Origin of the sequence: Roseburia sp., from assembly GCF_041325975.1 — a bacterium.
Taxonomy (GTDB): Bacteria; Bacillota; Clostridia; order Lachnospirales; family Lachnospiraceae; genus Roseburia; species Roseburia rectibacter.
On the sequence record NZ_JBGLEJ010000005.1, the window covers coordinates 1,406,379 to 1,427,379 of the forward strand.

The 21,001-nt window shown below is 41.7% G+C and carries 18 protein-coding genes; 2 read left to right on the forward strand and 16 right to left on the reverse strand.

Features of this window, described 5'->3' with window-relative positions; translation table 11 throughout:
- Positions 1-3 precede the first annotated feature (3 nt).
- On the reverse strand, positions 4-987 hold the full coding sequence (gene prmA / locus ACDD58_RS17710) for a 50S ribosomal protein L11 methyltransferase (protein ID WP_117921238.1): 984 nt from the start codon (positions 985-987) through the stop codon (positions 4-6).
- A 157-nt stretch (positions 988-1,144) separates the two neighbouring features.
- Here prmA and ACDD58_RS17715 point away from each other — a divergent pair, with 157 nt between their 5' ends.
- Positions 1,145-1,324 carry a hypothetical protein gene (locus ACDD58_RS17715; protein WP_186899385.1) on the forward strand — a complete coding sequence of 60 codons (180 nt, stop codon included), beginning with the start codon at positions 1,145-1,147 and terminating at the stop codon, positions 1,322-1,324.
- 53 nt (positions 1,325-1,377) lie between these two features.
- Here ACDD58_RS17715 and ACDD58_RS17720 read toward each other — a convergent pair whose 3' ends face one another.
- From ACDD58_RS17720 to ACDD58_RS17730, 3 genes are all read right to left on the reverse strand, one after another.
- The gene (locus ACDD58_RS17720; protein WP_370778544.1) at positions 1,378-2,118 is read right to left on the reverse strand and encodes an amino acid ABC transporter ATP-binding protein; all 741 of its coding nucleotides are present in this window, start codon (positions 2,116-2,118) and stop codon (positions 1,378-1,380) included.
- A complete protein-coding gene (locus ACDD58_RS17725; RefSeq protein ID WP_118210309.1) occupies positions 2,108-3,649 on the reverse strand; it encodes an ABC transporter substrate-binding protein/permease in 1,542 nt (513 codons plus the stop codon). Before ACDD58_RS17725 ends, ACDD58_RS17720 begins: the two co-directional genes overlap by 11 nt.
- 102 nt (positions 3,650-3,751) lie before the next feature.
- Positions 3,752-4,519 carry a 5'-methylthioadenosine/S-adenosylhomocysteine nucleosidase gene (locus ACDD58_RS17730; RefSeq protein ID WP_370778545.1) on the reverse strand — a complete coding sequence of 256 codons (768 nt, stop codon included), beginning with the start codon at positions 4,517-4,519 and terminating at the stop codon, positions 3,752-3,754.
- A gap of 156 nt (positions 4,520-4,675) precedes the next feature.
- On the opposite strand from ACDD58_RS17730, the gene ACDD58_RS17735 reads away from it, so the two are divergent.
- Positions 4,676-5,155: an S-ribosylhomocysteine lyase gene (locus tag ACDD58_RS17735; RefSeq protein WP_117921243.1), complete on the forward strand. Its 480-nt coding sequence runs from the start codon at positions 4,676-4,678 to the stop codon at positions 5,153-5,155.
- Between the two features lie 103 nt (positions 5,156-5,258).
- On the opposite strand, the gene ACDD58_RS17740 is transcribed toward ACDD58_RS17735, so the two are convergent.
- The 12 genes from ACDD58_RS17740 to ACDD58_RS17795 form a co-directional block, all read right to left on the reverse strand.
- Positions 5,259-6,101 carry an alpha/beta hydrolase fold domain-containing protein gene (locus tag ACDD58_RS17740; protein WP_370778546.1) on the reverse strand — a complete coding sequence of 281 codons (843 nt, stop codon included), beginning with the start codon at positions 6,099-6,101 and terminating at the stop codon, positions 5,259-5,261.
- Between the two features lie 37 nt (positions 6,102-6,138).
- Positions 6,139-6,744 carry a bifunctional phosphoserine phosphatase/homoserine phosphotransferase ThrH gene (gene thrH / locus ACDD58_RS17745; protein WP_118210307.1) on the reverse strand — a complete coding sequence of 202 codons (606 nt, stop codon included), beginning with the start codon at positions 6,742-6,744 and terminating at the stop codon, positions 6,139-6,141.
- Between the two features lie 208 nt (positions 6,745-6,952).
- On the reverse strand, positions 6,953-7,486 hold the full coding sequence (locus tag ACDD58_RS17750; RefSeq protein WP_370778547.1) for a molecular chaperone DnaJ: 534 nt from the start codon (positions 7,484-7,486) through the stop codon (positions 6,953-6,955).
- 146 nt (positions 7,487-7,632) lie between these two features.
- A complete protein-coding gene (locus ACDD58_RS17755) occupies positions 7,633-8,847 on the reverse strand; it encodes an LL-diaminopimelate aminotransferase (RefSeq protein WP_117921247.1) in 1,215 nt (404 codons plus the stop codon).
- A gap of 125 nt (positions 8,848-8,972) precedes the next feature.
- Positions 8,973-10,454, reverse strand: coding sequence for a response regulator (locus ACDD58_RS17760; protein WP_370778548.1), 1,482 nt, complete (start codon positions 10,452-10,454; stop codon positions 8,973-8,975).
- Positions 10,451-12,268: a sensor histidine kinase gene (locus ACDD58_RS17765; protein WP_370778549.1), complete on the reverse strand. Its 1,818-nt coding sequence runs from the start codon at positions 12,266-12,268 to the stop codon at positions 10,451-10,453. The genes ACDD58_RS17760 and ACDD58_RS17765 overlap by 4 nt, the downstream gene beginning before the upstream one ends.
- A gap of 18 nt (positions 12,269-12,286) precedes the next feature.
- Positions 12,287-13,942: an extracellular solute-binding protein gene (locus tag ACDD58_RS17770; protein WP_370778550.1), complete on the reverse strand. Its 1,656-nt coding sequence runs from the start codon at positions 13,940-13,942 to the stop codon at positions 12,287-12,289.
- 200 nt (positions 13,943-14,142) lie between these two features.
- Positions 14,143-14,976 (reverse strand): carbohydrate ABC transporter permease, encoded by an 834-nt coding sequence (locus ACDD58_RS17775; protein WP_370778551.1) that lies wholly within the window; start codon positions 14,974-14,976, stop codon positions 14,143-14,145.
- Positions 14,977-14,978: 2 nt separating this feature from the next.
- Entirely contained in the window at positions 14,979-15,914 is a 936-nt protein-coding gene (locus ACDD58_RS17780) for a carbohydrate ABC transporter permease (RefSeq protein ID WP_117921280.1), read from the reverse strand.
- Positions 15,915-16,038: 124 nt separating this feature from the next.
- A complete protein-coding gene (locus ACDD58_RS17785) occupies positions 16,039-17,466 on the reverse strand; it encodes an extracellular solute-binding protein (RefSeq protein ID WP_370778553.1) in 1,428 nt (475 codons plus the stop codon).
- Positions 17,467-17,597: 131 nt separating this feature from the next.
- Positions 17,598-17,897, reverse strand: a complete 300-nt coding sequence (locus ACDD58_RS17790) for a glycoside hydrolase family 30 beta sandwich domain-containing protein (protein ID WP_370778555.1) — start codon at positions 17,895-17,897, stop codon at positions 17,598-17,600.
- The gene (locus tag ACDD58_RS17795) at positions 17,851-20,988 is read right to left on the reverse strand and encodes a hypothetical protein (RefSeq protein WP_370778556.1); all 3,138 of its coding nucleotides are present in this window, start codon (positions 20,986-20,988) and stop codon (positions 17,851-17,853) included. Before ACDD58_RS17795 ends, ACDD58_RS17790 begins: the two co-directional genes overlap by 47 nt.
- Between the last annotated feature and the right edge of the window lie 13 nt (positions 20,989-21,001).

Consider the following 21,001-nt stretch of genomic DNA (forward strand, 5'->3'; position numbering starts at 1 on the left):
TGCTTATCTCTTCTGCGCAGTGATATTGACCCATTCACCCTGATGATTGATCTCAACCACCGTAAGACCAGCTTTCTCGATCGCTTCTTTTACCTGTTCTTCCTTAAAATCAATAATACCGGAAGTGATGAAATATCCACCTTTTTTGAGGCGTGCCGGAATGACCGGAGCCATCGGAATGATAACATCTGCAAGGATATTTGCAACCACAATATCATATTCTTCTGTTCCTACTTTTTCCTGCAGTTGTTCATCATCGATCAGGTTACCTACATAAAATGTTCCAAGTCTGCCATCTAAATGATTGACCTCAAAATTCTCATGCGTTGATGTCATACAATCCGGATCAAGGTCCGTTCCAACCACTTCAGATGCACCAAGTTTTAATGCCACGATGGAAAGGATTCCACTTCCGCAGCCAACATCCAGCACTTTCGGTGCTTTATTTTCCGGTGTATACTCTGCATTGCCACGGATATATTTTAATAGCTGACGGATACAAAGCTGCGTTGTCTCATGCTTTCCGGTTCCAAAGGAAACACCAGGATCGATCTCGATCAAAAATTTGTCTTTATCCTCTTCTTTTAATTCTTCCCAGGTTGGTTTTATTAAAATATCCTCAATATAAAATGAGCTGAAAAACTTTTTCCAGTTATTGATCCAGTCAAGATCCTCTGTCTGGTCGGAAGTAATGACACCACTTCCAACATCCACGGTCTTACGGAGATCTTCGAGTGCGATCTTTACCTGTTTTAATAATTCCGTATAATCGCTTCCATTATCCTCTAAATAAAAGCTGACATGGCTCACGCCATCATCCGGTGGAAGTTCCGGCAGGAAATCAATGAACATGTCCGCCTGATCTTCCTTAGAGAGAGGGATATTGTCCTCGATTTCGACTCCCTCGATTCCAAGATCCGCTAACATGGCACTCATGTAATCTTCCGCTGCAGTCGTTGTCTCTATTGTATATTTATTCCACTTCATACAAATTCTCCATTTCTGTATCGCTCTTCCGTTTACATTTACACATAGCTATTTGGTATGATAACACATATTCGGAAATTTGGCAAAATAAACGTATTTTTTCTTTTGGAGGTGGGGATACTGTTGGTTGTTGGCAAAAAAAAGGAGGAAATTTGCAATGCACTTTGAAAAAGATGATATCCCACCAGGATTTGGAATGATGTTAGGACAGGATGTAAATGCAATGAAATGTTTTTCCGGTATGACGGACACAGAAAAAGAAGATGTAATAAAGCAGGCTCAGGCTGCAAAATCAAATGACGATATCGCTCAGATCATAGAATGCAGACTCCGCTAATACCCTGTAAAAATAAAACAACCGGCTGGAATACCCCAGCCGGTCTATACTACTTACAATACTTTTGATAAAAATTCCCGCAGTCGTGGACTCTTCGGATTTGAGAAGATCTCCTGTGGCGTGTTCTCCTCCTGAATGATGCCATCATTAATGAACATAACGCGGTTTGCAACTTCGCGCGCAAATCCCATCTCATGTGTAACGACTACCATAGTCATTCCATCTGCTGCAAGTTCTTTCATAACACTGAGTACCTCACCGACCATTTCCGGATCGAGTGCAGATGTCGGCTCATCAAATAAGATGATATCCGGGTTCATGGCAAGGGAACGCACGATCGCAATACGCTGTTTCTGTCCACCGGAAAGCTGCGTTGGATAGGCATCTGCCTTATCAGCAAGTCCGATACGTGTCAACAGTTCCTCTGCCTTTTTCGCAGCTTCCTCTTTTGACATTTTTCCCAGTTTGACCGGTGCTAACATGATGTTTTCACGGATGGTCATATTCGGGAACAGATTAAACTGTTGAAAAACCATTCCGATTTTTTCACGGACATGATTGATATCCACAGATGTATCTGTCATGTCTGTGCCCTCAAACAGTACGTGTCCGCTGGTTGGAACTTCAAGTAAATTTAAGGAACGAAGGAATGTTGATTTTCCACAGCCAGACGGGCCGATCAATGCCAGTACATCTCCTTTTTTTATAGTTGTAGAGATACCTTTTAATACTTCGTGATCTCCATAGGATTTGTGCAGATCATTTACTTCAAGAATCACTGTATTATCGCTCATTGCTTCTTAACTTCCTTTCTAACAGATTTACCACTTTGCTAAGTCCCATTACCATAATAAGGTAGATCAGGGCAACTGCGATCAGCGGCATAAATGCCTCATAAGTTACACTTCGTATGATATCTCCGCCTTTCGTCAGATCCATAAGTCCGATATAACCACTGATAGATGTCTCTTTTAAGAGACTGATAAACTCATTACACAGTGCCGGAAGTATATTTTTTACCGCCTGCGGCAGAATGATCGACATCATTGTCTGCTTGTAATTAAGTCCAAGGCTTCGTCCTGCTTCAAACTGTCCGATATCTACTGCCATGATTCCGGAACGGACGATCTCAGCAACGTATGCCGCAGAGTTTAAACCGAATGCAATGACTGCCACAACAACTTTTCCGGTATCAATACTCTGGAAAATAACATAATAGATAATCAGTAACTGGATCATTACAGGTGTTCCACGCACAATAGTAAGATAAAGTTTACACAATGCGTTTAAAATTGTCAGTCCACCGTTTCTGTCATGATTGGTACGCACGATCGCGATCAGGAAACCAAATACAACTCCGACCAATAATGCAAGTACCGTGATAAGCAGTGTATTTCCAAGACCTTTTAACAAATACACATAGCGGCTGTCCTTTACGAAGTTATCATAAAATTTCTCACTCAGTCCTGCTTTTTCTGCCGAAACCGTATCATCTTTTACAATGATAACCTGTTTTGATGTCGTATAAGTATCCGTAAAATTAACATTCTTTTTCCGCTCTTCTGTCACGGTAAAGCCGGCAGCTCCGATATCAACTTTGCCTGTTGAGATTGCCGGAATGATCGAATCAAATGCCATATCCTCGATCTTTAATTCCATGCCAAGTTCATCACTGACAGCGCGCATGATATCCATATCGATTCCCACGATCTGTCCTTCTTCATAGCTCTCATATGGCGGAAACTCTGCATTGGTTCCAACTGTCAGTGTTCCATTTTCACGGCTGATATCTTTGACTTCATACGGAAATTTTCCAATCTCGTCCTCTGTGCCAATATAATTTTTCTGAATATCTGCGATCGTACCGTCTGTTTCCAGTTTTTCTAATGCACTGTTGACCTTGTCTAAAAGCTCCGTATTATCCTTTGCAATAACAAATGCATACTCTTCAAGGGTAAATTCTTCATCTAAAATGCGGATTCCTGTATTCTGCTCTACAAATTTCAGTGCAGGCTGTTCATCAATAACAACACAGTCAATCTTCCCCTGTTTTAATGCCTGGATCGCATCTGCGCCCTTATTATAACGTTCCACAACGGTACCTGAGCCATCACTCTCATAGTCACTGACATAAATATCGCCTGTTGTTCCAAGCTGCACACCGATTCTCTTTCCCGGCAGATCATCTGCTGAATTTACAGTACCTGATGTGTTTTCCGTACTTTGTGTCTCATCAGCAGCCAGCACTTCGTATCCTGCTGCACCGATCAGTACTGTACAGAATAACAGCAAAGCTGCAATGAAACGTTTCCCTGTTCTCTTCATTGTTTTCTCCTCAATTTTGTGTATAAATATTCATTTTTCCAAATAGGCAGTATAACACATTTTTTTATCAAAAGATAGTACTGCTGTATTTTTACAATATATCTACATATATTCTCTCATCTGCTCCACCAATGATAATATAAATTTCTGTCCGTCAATTCCGACTGCTTCATCAAATTTCTCCGCATTTACAATAGAATTAGACAGGATCCTTACGCCAAGGAAAGGAACACCATAGGAAAGGCAAAGCTGTGCCGTTGCGGCAGATTCCATATCTTCGACTACTGTATGATATCGCTCTCTTAGAAGTGCGATCCTGTCAATCTGGCTGTTCCATTCATCCCCGGAACCGATCACGCCGCGGCCGGTATGATATTTTGTCTCTACCTGCTCTGCCACCTGAAGCAGCCGTATGTCACACGGATACTCTGTTACCTTTTTGGTTTTCCCTGTTTCCCTGCAAAAGATTTCCACTGGAAGCGGCGAAAAACCTTTTGCATCGATTCCCTCTCCCTCTTTTGAAAATGCATATGCGACTGCTCCCATAGGCACAATTTTTTCTCCAAGCACAATATCCCCTCTGTGGAACTTTTTATCATGACCTCCTCCGATTCCCTGGTTGATCACTGCCCACGGTTTAAAATATGCGAGCGCAAGGCTCGTCGCTGCTGCTGCATTGACAATCCCCTGGAATGTCTTTGAAATGATGACAGGCTCTCTTTTCGTGCCAAGAAATCCCGTATGGAACTTCCAGTTTCCAATCGTTATACACGCATGCTCCTCTAAATGTTCTATCAGATATGCCGTTTCTGTATCCATGGCTCCCTGTATCAGAAGTGACGGCTGTTTCGTAAAATCATAATTATCCATCTTATTTATTTCTCCTTTTTCAATCATTTTTCTTGACGAACTGTGATATCTGTTTTATCGTTATACAGTAGATTACACACTCTGCGGGCAAAGCTATTGTTACGAATAATAATACATTGTCCCAAGGTTAAAATGCAATAGATATGGAGGAATCTTATGGAAAAAATAGCAAGTTTTACGATTGATCATATCAAATTAGAGCCGGGTATCTATGTTTCAAGAAAAGACAACGTAGGTTCTGAAGTTATTACCACATTTGACCTGCGCATGACTTCCCCGAATGATGAGCCTGTCATGAACACTGCAGAAGTACACACGATCGAACATCTCGGTGCTACCTTTTTAAGAAATCATCCTCTTTATAAGGATAAAACGATTTATTTCGGACCAATGGGATGCCGCACCGGATTTTATCTGCTGCTTGCAGGCAATTATACCTCAAGAGATATTGTTGGACTGATCACAGAAATGTTTGAGTTTATCCGCGATTTTCATGACGAAGTACCGGGTGCCTCTCCAAAAGACTGCGGTAACTACCTGGATATGAATCTTGGCATGGCAAATTATCTTGCTAACCGTTATTTAGAAAATACACTGTATAACATTGATGATGCACACCTTGTTTATCCGGCTTAAATTATTTGAAAGCCGGCTCTGCTATGCCAGATAATGAAATGTAAAAAAAAGCAGTAAACTTCTCCATTTTTTATTTTTGAAGAATTTACTGCTATTTTTCTGTCTATAATTTTGTTTTAAAAAATGTTATGATCTCCTGCCAGATTTCTTCCTGAAAGAAACGGATATCCGCATGATCCGCATTCTCAATCTCTAAGAGTGTGACATCACAGCCCTCTTTTTCAAGCTCATCATGTAGTTCCACTCCCTGTGTAAATGGTACCGTCTTATCACATTTTCCATGGATAATAAAAAATGGCGGAGCATCTTTGGTCACAAAGCTGACCGGGCAGCATGCAAGCGCCTCCTTGGGATTGCGCATCACATTTTTTCCCATCAGCAATGACTCTGGGGATACTGCACACTGTTCCCTGTTTTCGTATAGAAAACCTCTGAAGTCTGTCGGAGGATACCATGGGCACGCTGCCTGCACTTTGCTGGAATAAGAAAGATATTCTCCCACCTCATATGCCGGATCATCGCATAATGCCGCCATACAGGTTAAATATCCCCCCGCTGATTCTCCCATCACACCAATATGTGCTTCGTCGATGTGATACCTTGCAGCGTGCGCACGCAGATAGCGGATCGCCGCTTTTACATCACAGAGCTGTGCCGGAAATTTTGCTTCATTGCTGGTCCGGTACTGTACGGATGCCACTACAAAACCTGCTCTCGCAAGTTTACTCAGATATACCAGATGGGCAGACTTGTCAATGCTCTGCCATGCACCGCCACAGATCCAGACAATACAGGGATAATCGTGCGCCGTATCTTCCGGATAAATCAAATCCATCCGAAGATCCTGCGTGGTATGTCCGAACCACGCATCTGTCTGTGCAAATGTGATGTTTGTGATTACAGAATACTGTGGTGCGACCGGTTCCACATGAATTATTCTTTTCATACTGTTCCTCCATTCCGACGCTTTTTTGATCTCTCCGCTAGTCCGCCATCGCTTTTTTGATCGCGCCAAGCAGTTCCTCATATGTCTCATATGCCGGAATATCCGGATAATCTGCCTTGATCTTGTCGGTGGAGCGGAATAAAAATCCTGCCTTGCTCGCCTGGATCATTCCAAGATCGTTGTAGGAATCCCCACTTGCGATCGTATCAAATCCGATTGACTGCAATGCCTTTACCGTTGTTAATTTTGACTGTTCCACACGCATCTTAAATCCTGTGATCTCGCCGTTTTCTGCAACTTCCAGGGAATTACAAAATAATGTCGGCCAGCCTAATTTTTTCATCAGAGGTGATGCAAACTGTGTAAATGTATCACTAATCAGGATCACCTGTGTAAAAGAACGGAGTTCATCTAAAAACTCCTTTGCACCCGGCAGCGGATCGATCGTTTCGATCACATCCTGAATCTCTTTTAATCCAAGTCCGTGCTCTTTTAAAACACCAAGTCTCCATTTCATCAGTTTATCATAATCCGGCTCATCGCGGGTTGTTTTCTTTAACTCCGGGATACCGCTTGCCTCTGCAAATGCGATCCAGATCTCCGGTACTAATACTCCCTCAACATCCAAACATGTAATATACATAAAACTCCTTTCCTGCGCCCCATTACGCATATCAGGTCTTTGTAAATGCAAATCCTGATTTTTTATTCTTTCGCTCCCGCTTTCGTTTTGTAGCACTTTACCTCGTTATACTATCATACTATTTTGTTTGTTTCAATTCCAGTTCTCATTTTTGACATTCACAACTGCCATATTTTATTATACGATTTTTTCAACTGACTCTTTAAACTTACTCTTTCTTCTGCTCATACTGCTTTAACAGTCTGTCATACTCATGATTTATTTCCTGAAGTGTCTCCGTATCCCCGCAGAGATTATCCGGATGATAAATTTTTAACAGTTGTTTATATCTTTTCTTCAGAGCCGTCTTACTTTCCACACCGATAAAAAACAATTCCCCGCGAACCACATTTTCTGTACCCACAGTCAGCATATCACGTGCCTCCTGTTCTCTGACATACTTATAAAAATCGCGCTGTTTCTTCATCTGGATCTTTTCATCCGCAAGCTGTGAAAGTTCCTCCTCTAATATTTTCCACTTTGTTTCAAACAGCTGTTTTTCCCGCTTCATGCTGTCTTTTTCAAGCTGGGCACGTGCAGAAAACTCTTTTTTCTCACGTTCAAACCTGCGTCGTTCTTCTTCTAATTTTCTCTTTTCTTCTAAAAAATCCTGCCTCTGCTGCTCTAATTCAGCAGTCTTTTTATATTTCCACTCCTGATGCAGGGTCTTTGTTCTTTTGATCCTGAAAACTGACCGATCCATTTTCCGCAAAAACCCCCTTTTAGTTACAAATTTTCTCATACCTCTGCTGTCAATATGCTAAAACAGACAGAAACCCCAAACCGGTTCTGTCCGTTTTATTCATGATCGTAATCTACACGAGGTTCACCCGGCAGTCTTATTAAATCTTATAATTTCTGTATTCTCTCCATAGCTGCAAGTGTATTCTCATAAGTTCCAAATGCTGTCAGTCTGAAATATCCCTCACCGCTCGGTCCGAATCCGGATCCCGGTGTACCAACCACATTGGCATTTTCAAGCAGATAATCAAAGAAATCCCAGGAAGACATCTGATCCGGCGTCTTTAACCAGATATATGGTGCATTTACACCTCCAAATACGGTGTAACCGGCTTTGGTAAGTCCTTCCTTGATCGCTTTTGCATTCTTCATGTAATAGCCAACCTGTTCTTTTAACTGCGCTTTTCCGGCATCGGAATATACTGCCTCGCCGGCACGCTGTACGATATATGGAGCGCCGTTGAACTTTGTTCCATGGCGTCTTGCCCACATTGCGTTTAAGGAGACATCTCCACATTTTAATTCTTTTGGAACAACCGTAAATCCAAGACGTACTCCGGTAAATCCTGCATTTTTAGAAAAACTGCGAAGCTCGATGGCACAGGTCTTTGCTCCCTCACACTCATAGATGGAATGTGCCACATCATCCTCACTGATATATGCCTCATAAGCTGCATCGTAGATGATCACTGCACCGACTTTGTTTGCATAATCTACCCATTCCTGTAACTGTGATTTCGTGATCGTTGTTCCGGTAGGGTTATTCGGCAGACACAGATAAATAACATCCGGTGTCTCTTTCGGAAGCTCCGGTACAAAATTATTGTCACTGGTACAAGGCATATAGATCACATCACTCCACATCTGTGTATCTGCATCATATGTACCGGTTCTTCCAGCCATAACATTAGAATCTACATAAACCGGATATACAGGATCACAGACAGCGATCTTATTATCCTGTGCAAAAATTTCCTGGATATTTCCGGAATCACTCTTTGCTCCGTCAGATACAAAAACTTCGTCAGCAGAGATATCGCATCCTCTTGCTTTGTAATCATTTGCCACAATGGCATTTCTTAAAAAGTCATATCCAAGATCCGGTGCATAACCGTGGAATGTTTCTGCATGTCCCATCTCATCAACTGCTTTGTGCATTGCATCGATAATAGCCGGCGCGATCGGCTGTGTCACATCACCGATACCAAGACGGATGATCTGTTTGTCCGGATTTGCTGCAGAATATGCGCTTACTTTCTTTGCAATGGTAGAAAATAAATAACTTCCCGGAAGTTTCTGATAATTGTCATTAATTTTAAACATGTCATACTCCTCACTTTGCCTTCAAAATACAAGTTAACGTTATCTAACTGTCATACAGTATAGCATTGTGTGATAGGTCGTGCAAGTATTTTTTGTTTACCTGGAATCAAAAATTATCATTCCTTTTATTCGCAATTCATGTTTTTCCGGTACTCACTTGGAGATACACCGCAGGAATTTTTAAAAGTCTTCATAAAATGCTTTTCATTCTCATATCCGACTGCCCTGCTGATATCCACGATCCGCATATCCGTTCCCCCCAACAGGCGTTTTGCCTCTTTCATGCGGATATCTTTCAGATAATTGACAAAATTGCTTCCTGTGTACTGTTTAAATGAATAGGAAAACAGCGAATAATTCATGGATAAGTAATTCGATACAACTGCCATATTTAAGTCACTTGCATAATTTTTTGCTATGTACGCAACCGCCTGCTGCATCTTGTGACTGTTCTTGTTTGCATCAAACTGCCCGATAATACTCTCCTGTACTTCACCCAGATAATGCAGCATTTTCTCCTCATATATCCCGATGCAGTCATCTGCAAAGATATTTTCCATCTCCTCCCAGATCTTTTCCCCACTTTCAAGAATGCTGCGGTATATCTTTTTTTCTTCTGTGAAAAAATCCTTCATACATTCCTCATAGGTATCCTCACTGATGCGTCCTTTCTCCACTTCAAAGAAAAACTGTTTCCAGATTTTTTGTGTTTCTTCCTTCCGCTCAGTTCCAAGCACCTGTACACGCTGCATCCGTGCCTCTTCTCCGGTCAGCTTTTTTGCTTCCTCCATCAGTTTTTCCGGGATATGTTCTGTCTCTTCACCAGATCTGACCCATGCAAGATTGCGGCAAAAAGCCTTTTTCCGCATCTGCACAGACTCTAAATATGCAGTCCTAAGTTCCCTGATTCCCTGATGTGGACTGCTTATTCCCACATATCCCTGACTAAATTCATTTCTTAATAATATGTCTGTTTTTCCCTCTTCGATAATAAAAATATCATTGCCTTCGATATCACTCAAAAACGTATACTTCTCTTCCGGAATCATTCTGTCCTCTTTGTGATTCTGGCAGCAGACTACATAATTTTCTCCGCCTAACTCCCATACAAACTGATCTGCATACTGGGATTCTATCATGGCAATTTCTTCTTCTGTTGTTCCAGGAAACAGCATCAGATGTTTGATCTGCTGATAGCCAAATTTCTGTTTTGTCTTTTCCTGTTCCCTTGCACTCTCAATCTCCTCATTTAACTTTTTTAGGATTTCTGTAATTTTATCACGTTCAACCGGTTTTAAAAGATATTCCCGGACACCATTTCGCATCATATCAACTGCATAGGAAAAATCGTCATAACCACTGATCGCCACTGTGAGCGGCACGTGTTCGCAGGTCTGCATTTTCCGGACCAGCTCGATTCCATCCATCTTCGGCATACGGATATCCGTAAACATTACATCGATCTGCTGTTCTTTTATTACCTCAAGTGCTGCTTCTCCATTGTTACATTCAATGATCATCTCCACCGGAACCCCGCTCCGTCTGATCATGGTTTTAATTCCCTGCCGTATTAATTTTTCATCTTCTACAACCAAAACTGTTTTCATCGCCCATTCTCCATTTCCAGTTGTTTTTCTTTCTCCATATGAGTCATCGGTATCCGCACGATCACTTTCGTATAGCATCCGATCTTTGATGCCACCTCAATGCCATACTTTTCCCCAAATGCAATGTGGATACGATCCTGCACATTCTTAAGTCCGATGCCATTTCCGGCGCCTCCGCCCGAATCGATTTTTCCTGCAATCTTTAATTTGAGGCGTTCCACCTCTTCCTCCGTCATACCCCGTCCGGCATCTGTGATCTCGATCACACAATCGTTTTCTTCCACGATTCCTTTCACATAGATATTGGTATCCTCAGCCATCTGTTCTATCCCATGGCAGATCGCATTTTCCACGATTGGCTGTAAGGACATTTTCGGTATCTCCTGTTTTAATATAATATCAGGAATATTCAAAGAAAGGAATATCTCATAGTCAAACCGCAGATTGATAAGTGCCATATAATTTTTGATGTAATCTAATTCCTGTTCCACTAAGACATTGCCGGATACCCATTTCATACTGTAGCGAAGCAGCTTTCCAAGCGCAGTCACCGCATCTGAGATCTCATATTCCTCATCAATTTCCGCCATCATTTTGATGGACTCTAACACATTATAAATAAAATGTGCGTTGATCTGATTCTGCAATGCACGGATCTCTGAATTTTTTGCAAGCATCTCGCGGCTTAAGTTGTCTTCCATCAGCTCTTTGATCCTTGAAAGCATCTTATTGATCTGTGTTCCGAGTTCGCCCATCTCATCATTTCCGCAATCTTCGATCACCACATCAAGATCACCACCCTGCACACGTCTGATCCCCCTTAATATCTCATAGAGTTTCTTTAACATGTGCTTTACGATCGCATTGATAAAGAATGCTAAAACAATAAGGAAAACCACCATAATAAATACAAACATATTTCTCTGATAGTAAACACCATGGACATTTTTCGTAATATCCCTGACGCAGACTAACATTCCGTCAAGTTCCCTGACATAAAATGAGGAAACCACCAGATTTTTCCCTTTTATTTTTACATAGGAAGTCTGTATGTTATCATCCTTGTCCACAATGTGCATCACATCTTCTAACAGCTCCGGTTTTTCCTGCGTTTCATCTCCAAAATAATAACTGCCATCTGCATCCGCAAAGCAGCTCCATTCATTTTCGATCACTTCGTACAGACTTGGAAACATATTTTCCATCGTCATCGCAGCCTCGATCGTACCAATGGTTTCATAATTTCTGTCATCAATCTGTGTTACAAGTGACACAATCTTTCGATTCTGATCCATCGTATAGGAGCTGAACAGATTATCCGTATAATTAAAATGCCAGCCGGACGGATCATCTGCTTTCGCCCACACCTGTTTTTTCATACGCGAGGAATTATATAAGACCGGCATCACTTCCTGTATATTGTCATTTGTGGCATAAACACGGACACCATATAGCAGCGGGTTATTGTTTACAAGCCGCTCTAAAGATGTAATATCGCCGCTTTTTAACGCGTACCATTCCTCTGCAGAATATTTTTTCCCCTCCTGCGTATTTTTCAAAATATCAAGCAATGCACTGTCACTTAAAAACAACTGCGTTGACATATTAATGGAATCCATCTTGGTGGAAAGTGCATCCTTATTGCGCTCCATGGTATACTGCATATAATTTACATTTTCATCGATCACGTTCTGTTCCATATTATAAAATAATACACTTGCTAAAACACCGATCGGTATTACCATAAACAGGATGATCACCAACGTAAATTTGATATTCAGTTTCAGGCTGCCAAACTGTCTCATCCAATTCATTTAAAAACTCCATTCTGTTTATTCGATTCCTAATTTTTTCTTTGACTCCTGTATATGCGCTGTTTTCTTTTCCATCAGATCAGCAAATCCCATTTCATCGCGCTTTTGTCTAAAAGATTCTAAAATCTTATCAAATTCCTCATCGGAACCCACAAGCAAAAGTGCCGGGAGTGTCTCACTCCACAATTTTGTAATACGGTCGTCTGTTTCCGCATCTTTTGACCCTGCCGGAAATACCACATCATACTGGCCATTATAAACAATATATTTTTTTGCCCAGTCTAAAAGCTGTGCTGTGGCAGGCGATGGTTCCTGTTCCCACTGAAGCTGCATGACATTATCCTGAAGCATCCAGTAGGCGTCATCTGCTCCATATAATCTGTCATACGTTTCCCGATCCGAATCCAATAGTTTTTTTACATTGTCCTTCAACACCGGTTTCCCATCCTGCATCTCATAAGTCTCCCCTTCCACGCCAAGGAATGTTACCTTCTGACCGTGTTCACTCATAAGATAATCCATAAATGCGATCGCACGCTCCGGGTTTCTGCAGTTTTTCGAGATCAGCGTCACCGTCCACCCATTGACTGTTGTGGTAGGACGCAAAGGATCGTCACCAGCCGCATTTTTCGGTCCCTCTACTGCTATATAAATACTGTCCGGATCATTTTCATATAAAATATTCTGCTGGGAAAGCATGTCCGAGTACTGATACATCATGCAAAAATATCTGCCCTGTGCCAGTTTTTCCTCCATCTGGGTCCGGCTGTCCACAAAAATATCATTTGCAAGATAACCTTCCTCCCCTAACTGCCGAAATACTTTCAGCCATCTGATATATTCCGGATCCGTATATCTGTCATAATACTGCCCGTTTTTCTCCCATGGAACAGCCAGTGAGTTCATCAGATACTTATCAAAAGAAACATTTCCCTTGTCATCAAATACATGTGCACCAACCGGGATCAACGGTTCCCCATCTATCTCCGGAAACATTTCTGCTGCTTTCTTTACTGCATCATAAAAACCTTCCGGTGTTGTCATATCCGGGTTTCCGATCGCCTCATAGATATCTTTGCGTACAAGGAACTCCTGATTGCTGCGGATATTTTCATTTTCCGCAACATCTTTTGGCGTGATCGAAGAATTCGGATACTCATAAATATTCCCATCATCCATGGTAAACCAGTTCACTGCCGTTTCATCTGTCACTTTCCAGAAATACGGATCATATTCATCTGCAAGTTCATTTAATGCATATACCATGTCTTTTGAGATCATCTCCGTAACCTGCGGTTCCCACCAGCCAAGAGTGATCAGATCCGGCAGCGAATCTGCTGCGATCAGAGCATTCAGTTTCTCTGTCTCCGTTCCGATCGGCGTAATAAAATTGATATCCACACCGGTTTCTTCCGTGATTGTTTTGGATACGAGATTTTCCCCCCATGGTGTTGCAAACCATGAAAAATTAATATACCAGTCCAAAGTAACCGGATCTTCTTTTGCATACTGCTGCCATGCCGGCAGCTCCTCAGCTTCCTTTATCTCTGTCGTCTTCCCTATATCTGTTCCGGCTGTCTGCCCTTCCCCTGCGCAGGCACACAGACCGGCAAGCATCCCCAGTACCATACAGGCAGACATTACCCTTTTTTGTTTTCCATGTTTTCTTCCCATACAATAACTTCTCCTGTCAGTTCTACGCTATGGATTTCCGTAACTTTTCTATCCGATACCGCCACGGTTTTTCTTTTAATTTTACCATATTTTATGCCTCCGGGCAAATCTCTGTTGATGCCAAAAGAGACCCTTTCCGTTTCCGAAAAGTGCCTCTCTCCTGAGGAAAAGTATAAAATTCAAATAAGAACTTATTGCCTTTATTCTTTTACGCTTCCAGCAGAAATACTGCTGATGATGTATTTTGAGCAGAAGCAGAATACGCTCAGGATCGGGATGACTGAGATTGCTACTGCTAAATAAATCGCTCCCTGATTTCTCTGGATATCGGTCGATGCTTTTAAGGTTGCCATCATAACCGGAAGTGTAAACTTCTCATTTTTGTTTAATATGATCATCGGAAGCAGATAGTTATTCCAGTTTCCGATAAATGCCATGATAGACATTGTTGCAATACCCGGAGACATGATCGGAAGTGCGATCCTGTGGAACGAATAAAGTTCGCTTGCCCCGTCGATCCTTGCTGCCTCCACTAAGGATGGAGACATAACCGATAAAATATACTGTCTTAAGAAGAATACGGTTCCCGGCGCCGCTATCGCCGGTATGATCAGCGGGATGTAGGAATTGACCAGTTTTAATTTTGTACATAAGTTGTAAAAACCGATCAGGCTTAACTGTCCCGGGATCATCATAAATACAAGGATTGCTGTAAAAATCAGTTTATTTCCACGGAACTTGTACATTGCAAGTCCGTATGCTGTCATTGCTGAAAAATAAGCAGTTAAAAGTGTTGCCGGTACTGCTACCTTTAAACTGTTCCACATACCTTTAAACAGATTGAAGAAACTAAATACTGTCTCCCAGTTTTCCTTAATATGTGTACTTGGAATCAGGGTAAAGGAACGTGTGATCTCCACACCATCTCTGGTTGCGTTTACCATCATAAGGAGAAACGGAAACATACACGCTGCTGCAAGCAGAGTCAACAGTATGTATATAATTGTCTTTTTAATCTTATCACCTGTTGTCATGACTAATCCTCCTTATTCACTAATTTAAGCTGTAAAACAGAAACAATAAGTATGATAAGGAATAATGCATATGCGATTGCGGATGCATATCCTGTCTGTGTCGTGCCTGTTGCAAATCCGAATTTATACAAATACATTACAACCGTTTCTACGGAATTGTAAGATGCGGAAGCCTTTTCTGCCATAAGGAACGGCAGGTCAAACATCTGTAAACCTCCGATCAGGGATGTGATTGCCACATATAACAGAATCGGTTTTAACAGTGGTAATGTAATTTTTCCAAAAGTTGTCCATCTTCCGGCGCCGTCAATAGCTGCCGCTTCAAAGTAATCTTTGTTGATTCCCTGTACACCTGCCATCAACATGATGAACGAGTTACCAAACCACATCCATGCACTGATGATTGCAATCGTGTTTCCTGCTGTTGCCGGGGAACCGAGCCAGTCAACCGGTGTCTTATTCACACCGAAAAACTGATAGATCGAATTTAAAATCTGGTTGAATGATCCATAACGCCAGTCTAATAATGTTTTGAATAAGAATGCTACAGAAGTTGCCGCAATTAAGTTCGGCAGATAATAGAGTGCTCGAAATACCGGGAGTCCTTTAAATTTATATTTGATATCACTGAACACAATGGTCAGTAAAAATGCAAGTCCGAGCTGTAATACAATGTTAACGCCCCAGATTCTTACCGTGTTCCAGAGTGCTCTCCAGAAAAATTTGTCTGTAAATACACGGGCATAGTTTTCTATACCTGTAAATTTGTAAGGTGTTCCGGCTAATTTACAATTCGTAAAACTTAAAAGTAAGGTCCGAAGTACCGGATAAACACTGAAAATCAAAAATACGATCACAAACGGAGCGACAAAGAAATATCCGGCTCTGTTATATTTTGTGAGATTTGATGTCTTCTTTTTTTGAGTTGTTTTCGCCATATTGTTTTCCCTCTGCCAAGAATCCGGCTGTCCGTCCCTTTTCTGTGTGATCCTGGTGTCTTTCATCCGCCAGAACCACACAGTTTCTAAAGGAACACACAATCCATTTACTGTTTATCAGTCATTATCTGTTTACTGTAATTTCCGGATAAGTAGACTCAATCGTGTCATAGAACTCATTAATCGCATCCTCTTTTGACATCTGACCTGTCTTAACTGCAGAGATCGCATTGCCCCATGCATCACCGATTGCCTGATCATATCTTGTTACTTTGGAAGTATCAATGTTCTTTGCCTGATCTAACCAGAACTGATACAGTTTCTCACCGCCGTAAATCTGGTTCTCATCGTCTTTGTGTTTCTCTAATGCAGATTTTAAGGAAACTGTATCACCCTGTGAATAATCGATCCACCAGTCAGAGGTATCTTCGTTTAAGGTACAGAATTTTACAAATTCCCATGCAGTATCTTTTCTTTCCGACTGGGAAGAAATACCGATATATGTACCGCCGTCAAACCCTGCTGCAGGTCCTGCACATACGCCCCATAATCCGGATGTCTCACCTACGTTATCTCTCATGGTAAGAACACCCCAGGAAGGAAGACCATATGCAAATACTGTTGTTTTCTCCATGCCCTCGGTTGCTTCTGCAAACTCTGTAGCATCCCATACGTTAACGGAATCATCTGCGTAGTTCTGGATATCAGCACTTAAGATCGGAACCTCTCCTGACATAGCCTGATACCATGGAGTTGACCACTGGTTTGCGTATGCTGTTAAGTCGTTCTGATATAAGTCTGTACAAAGATCCATGTAATCAAGTCTTGCCTGATCTACATTTAACACACCATCTACAACCCATGCGGAGTCTCCGGAGAATACGTTCATCTCGGCATCTGAGGAGAAGATTCTGTATCCTGCATCTTTTAATTTCTCTGCTGTATCAAGAATGGTTGCATAATCTTTAAATAACTTTCCAACCTCGTCCGGATCATCTGTTCCGAATACTTCTTTTGCGATATCTCTTCTGTAATAGATACCTGCCGGTGTGATCTGATAGGAGATTGCTCTCTGGATGCCTTCAGAATCCTGTCCGACTTTCCATACATAATCAACGATCTGGTCTGCATAATCCTGTGCATTATATGGTGCCTGATTTAAATCTTCGAAGAACCCTGCATCATAGAAATCCTCTAACATCTTTGGCTCACCAACGATGATATCCGGCTCTGTCTCACCACCAAGTAATGCGGTCTGTACTTTTGTCGGGTAGTTTGCAGGTTCGATAACAACGGTATCAACTGCAACGCCTGTCTGCTCTTCAAATCTCTTGCCATAATCGATCAGGTCGTTTGAAAGTGTCCAGACAACTAATTTGTCATCACTGTTTGCAGCTGCTGCTCCACTCTCTGTAGAGGAAGCACTTTCATTGCTTCCGCTGTTTCCATTGGAAGAAGTATTTGCTGCACTGTTTCCGGAGTTACCACATGCCCCCATGGATAATGCCATTGCACTGACCAGCATTACGGATACTAACTTTTTCAGATTCATAAAAAATCCTCCCTTTTTCATCTTGATTATTGTTTTTCCCTTTCAACATGTCTGTTCTCTGTTGATGATTGAATTATAACAGCCACCATTTCTATAAAAAATGCACCTTATTTTAAAAAGGTATCATTTTTTTAGTAGCAGATCGTCTGGATGGAATGAGGTGCAAGTGTACCCATGCAGCCCTCGCCATTTTCACGCAGGGTGTATTCTGCCGGTGCATCTGTCTTATTCAAAAGCACGATCGCACGGCTTCCATCCGGATTCAAAAATCCTGTTACTTCGATGCGGTCTGTGTAACGTGTCGTTCCAATACGGACTGCACTTTTTTTGATATAGCGGCTGAACTGCCCGATATAATAGTAAGTAAGCCGTTTCTCAAAGGTGTCATTTTTCAGTATCCGGTATTTTCTCTGCTTCCATATAAATCTCAACTACTTTACCGGATCTGATATCTTCTGCAATTTTTCCTGCCACATGATCTTTTTCCACATAAATATCGCTTCCATTTGCATAAGTAAACGTCATATTCTTAATCTGATAATTTCCCGGAATGAAATCAGCTTTCTCCGAAAAACAATATGTTACTTTTATATTTCCAAGCAGTGTGGCACTGACTTCCCCATTTTCCCTGATCAGGTAAGACGGCACTGCAGGGCATGGTGTAAATGCAAGTTCTTCATTTTCCACAGAAAACGGGTGTGAACCGAACATCATTAATTTCCACATGCTGATAAACTCGATCGTAGAACCGCTTAATCTTGCCACAAAACCTTTTCCATGGCAGGATTTGTTCGGATTTTTACTGCTTGCAATAAAGGAAGAATTTTCATAGGTACTTCTTCCATACACCTGTGGATCTAAAAACGGCACTGCCGCTTTGTGAAAATCTTCGAAAAATTCCTGATACAGCCCGCTTCTCAGCAGTTCTAACAGATATTTATATTCCATATGCAGCCAGATCGACTCATTCTCCAGCCATCCCGGTGTAAACGCACGTGCACGTCCGAGTTCAAAAGACGCCTCCTGCAAAGATGCGTTGACCTTGTACATGGATAACTTTCTGTCGTAAAGATCACTCTCTTTGATATTCTGATACAGCTTCCTTTTTTCTTCCCTGCTCTTTTGCAGTTTTAAATATCTCACCGGTCCTTCTAAGAAGTAAGGCACTGTATTTACCTGAAACGCCAGCGGGCGGATTCCGCCGTCTTTTAATTTCTCATATTCTGTCACCTCATAAGTGAAGTAGGTCGGACAGATTCCTCCGGAAAGCCTGCACGCTTTTTTGATGCCAAGGCAGATCGTTCCCCGGAATCCTTCTAACATCTCTGCCAGATTCTCTGTGCGGTACACGATCTTATTTCCTGAGATACCGGAATACGTTTTGTCACGGTAAATTTCTTTTGCATCATTGATCCGGTTCCAGAATGATAATACCTGACCGTCCCGGTATAGGCTGTCCTGCTCAATCCTGTTGATCAGATTGAGTTCATCCATAAAACAAGCAAGTTCTTCGATCACTTCGACCTGTCCCGGATACCGTTTTAGGGCATCGATGGTATAGGAAAGCATTCTTGCAAGCTCATAAGTTTCTGCCATTGATGATCCAAACATTCCAGGCATTCCGTTTAAGGCATCATACCAGCCGGGTTTTCCGCCCTCCATCTCGATTCCCATTCCATAGGCATCTAATGCTGCAAATTTTGTTACACATAAAAGCAGCAGCTTTTCCATCAGCGTCATTTTTAACACATCGCCATTGCCATACTTTGTGCGTACCAGTTTCTCTCCGGAATCTTTCCGTCTTGAAGATTCATCCAGGGCATGATACTGACGCAGTCCGTTTTTTGTTTCTTCGTAACGCTTAAACCGACGGTTGATATTGATCTGTGACAAAAAAGTCGTATACACATTTTCATAGAGCATTTCCTGTTCTTTCTCAGGAAATACCTCAAGATAATCAAATATCAGATCCAGATTGTAAGTCCAGTGGTCACACCAGTAACCTTCTCCAAAGTTTCCATTTACCATTCCCTCAGCAAAATCAATGATCTGGATAAACAGTGATTCATCCCAGTTATCTTTTAAAACCTCGTCTAATTTCCGGTAAAGTGCTCCCGGTGTAAATGGTTCTGTCACAAATCCGATCAGCATTTCCCCCTGTTCTTCCGGCAGATGTGAGAGAATTTTTTTCGCTTTTTCCAAAGGAACACGGTAGGTCAGTTTTTCAACATTTAATGGATTGTATCCATCTAACTGGATCAGACTGTAAAATTCATGAATATTTTCCCGTTCCACAAACGGAGCAAAAAAAGTATCACATCTGCGGTTCTGGTTTACATCACGGAAGTTTCCATTTCCCTGTGAGTAAAATTCAGGCAGCATGGAAAAATAATTATAATCACGCTCAAGATCCCCGTGCTTTCTGGAATACACATAAAAAATCTTATTGTTTCCAAGACGCATCGGATAACCTCCACGCAGAACATTATCCATATAGGTATACCGGCAGTACGCATCAAATGTTTTTGAAGCGGTCTTCGTATCAATTCCATTCGTCAGATTCTCTGCCAGTTCTTTTGCTTCTCTACGCTTTGCATAAAAATAGGAATCGTCTTTCTTATCTGCAAAGAAATCAGACAGGATATGCTTATTTTCCACCTGACCGATCACTTCATATAAAGTAAACTCCTCTCCCGGTACAAGGCATTTTACTGTTCCATAAAAACTGCACGGAAACTGATTCTGTGTCATCTGCTCCATCCCATAGAGTTCTTTTAAACTGTGTTCCCTGAATCCGATCGGATTCTGCAGGGAAGCATCATATGAAAAAATAACAGAAGTATCCACGATCGGTGCAAGCAATTCACCATCTTTTAAACATCCCGCAGAAAAATTACCACCTTCAATTTTCTGGACAGATGCCGTGTCTGCCATACTTGCACGCACCCTGAAATAAGGTATACACTCTGCGACATCCTCCACCTGCATCCATGCCTTGGCTGTCTGGCACATATTTTTTGTATTTTCCATGGACACACCATATGGTATCACCGCCGGCATTCCATCTAAAATTTCGATCTTTACAGGTTTCTCACTGATATTTTCCACGGTGACCATACGGATCAGCGCCCCAAGATTTTCCTCCGGCAGTGTATAATAATATACATTGGTTCTAAGACCGTTTTTCTGATTCTTTTCCTCAATTTCCAGACCGTTCATTGCGATCTGCATACTGTGTTCTACCGTTTCATCTGAAAAAGGCTCCCAGACAATCCCGTCTTTTTTGATGAAAGTACGGAATCCTGTTGTCTTTACATTCTGATATGCCTGATGTGCCGGATAAAATTCCATAATGGCATGATCTTTATTATCCACACCAAAACTTACCACGCACTGTCCGCGATTGACATAATAACACCAGATCGGAATACCGCGGATGCCGGCGATCCCAGGCAGAAAACTTGCAAAGGTCGTCTTTTTTCCGTAGTTTTCAAGTATAAAATTCTCCTTCTGTCTCATCATAAACAAATCTCCT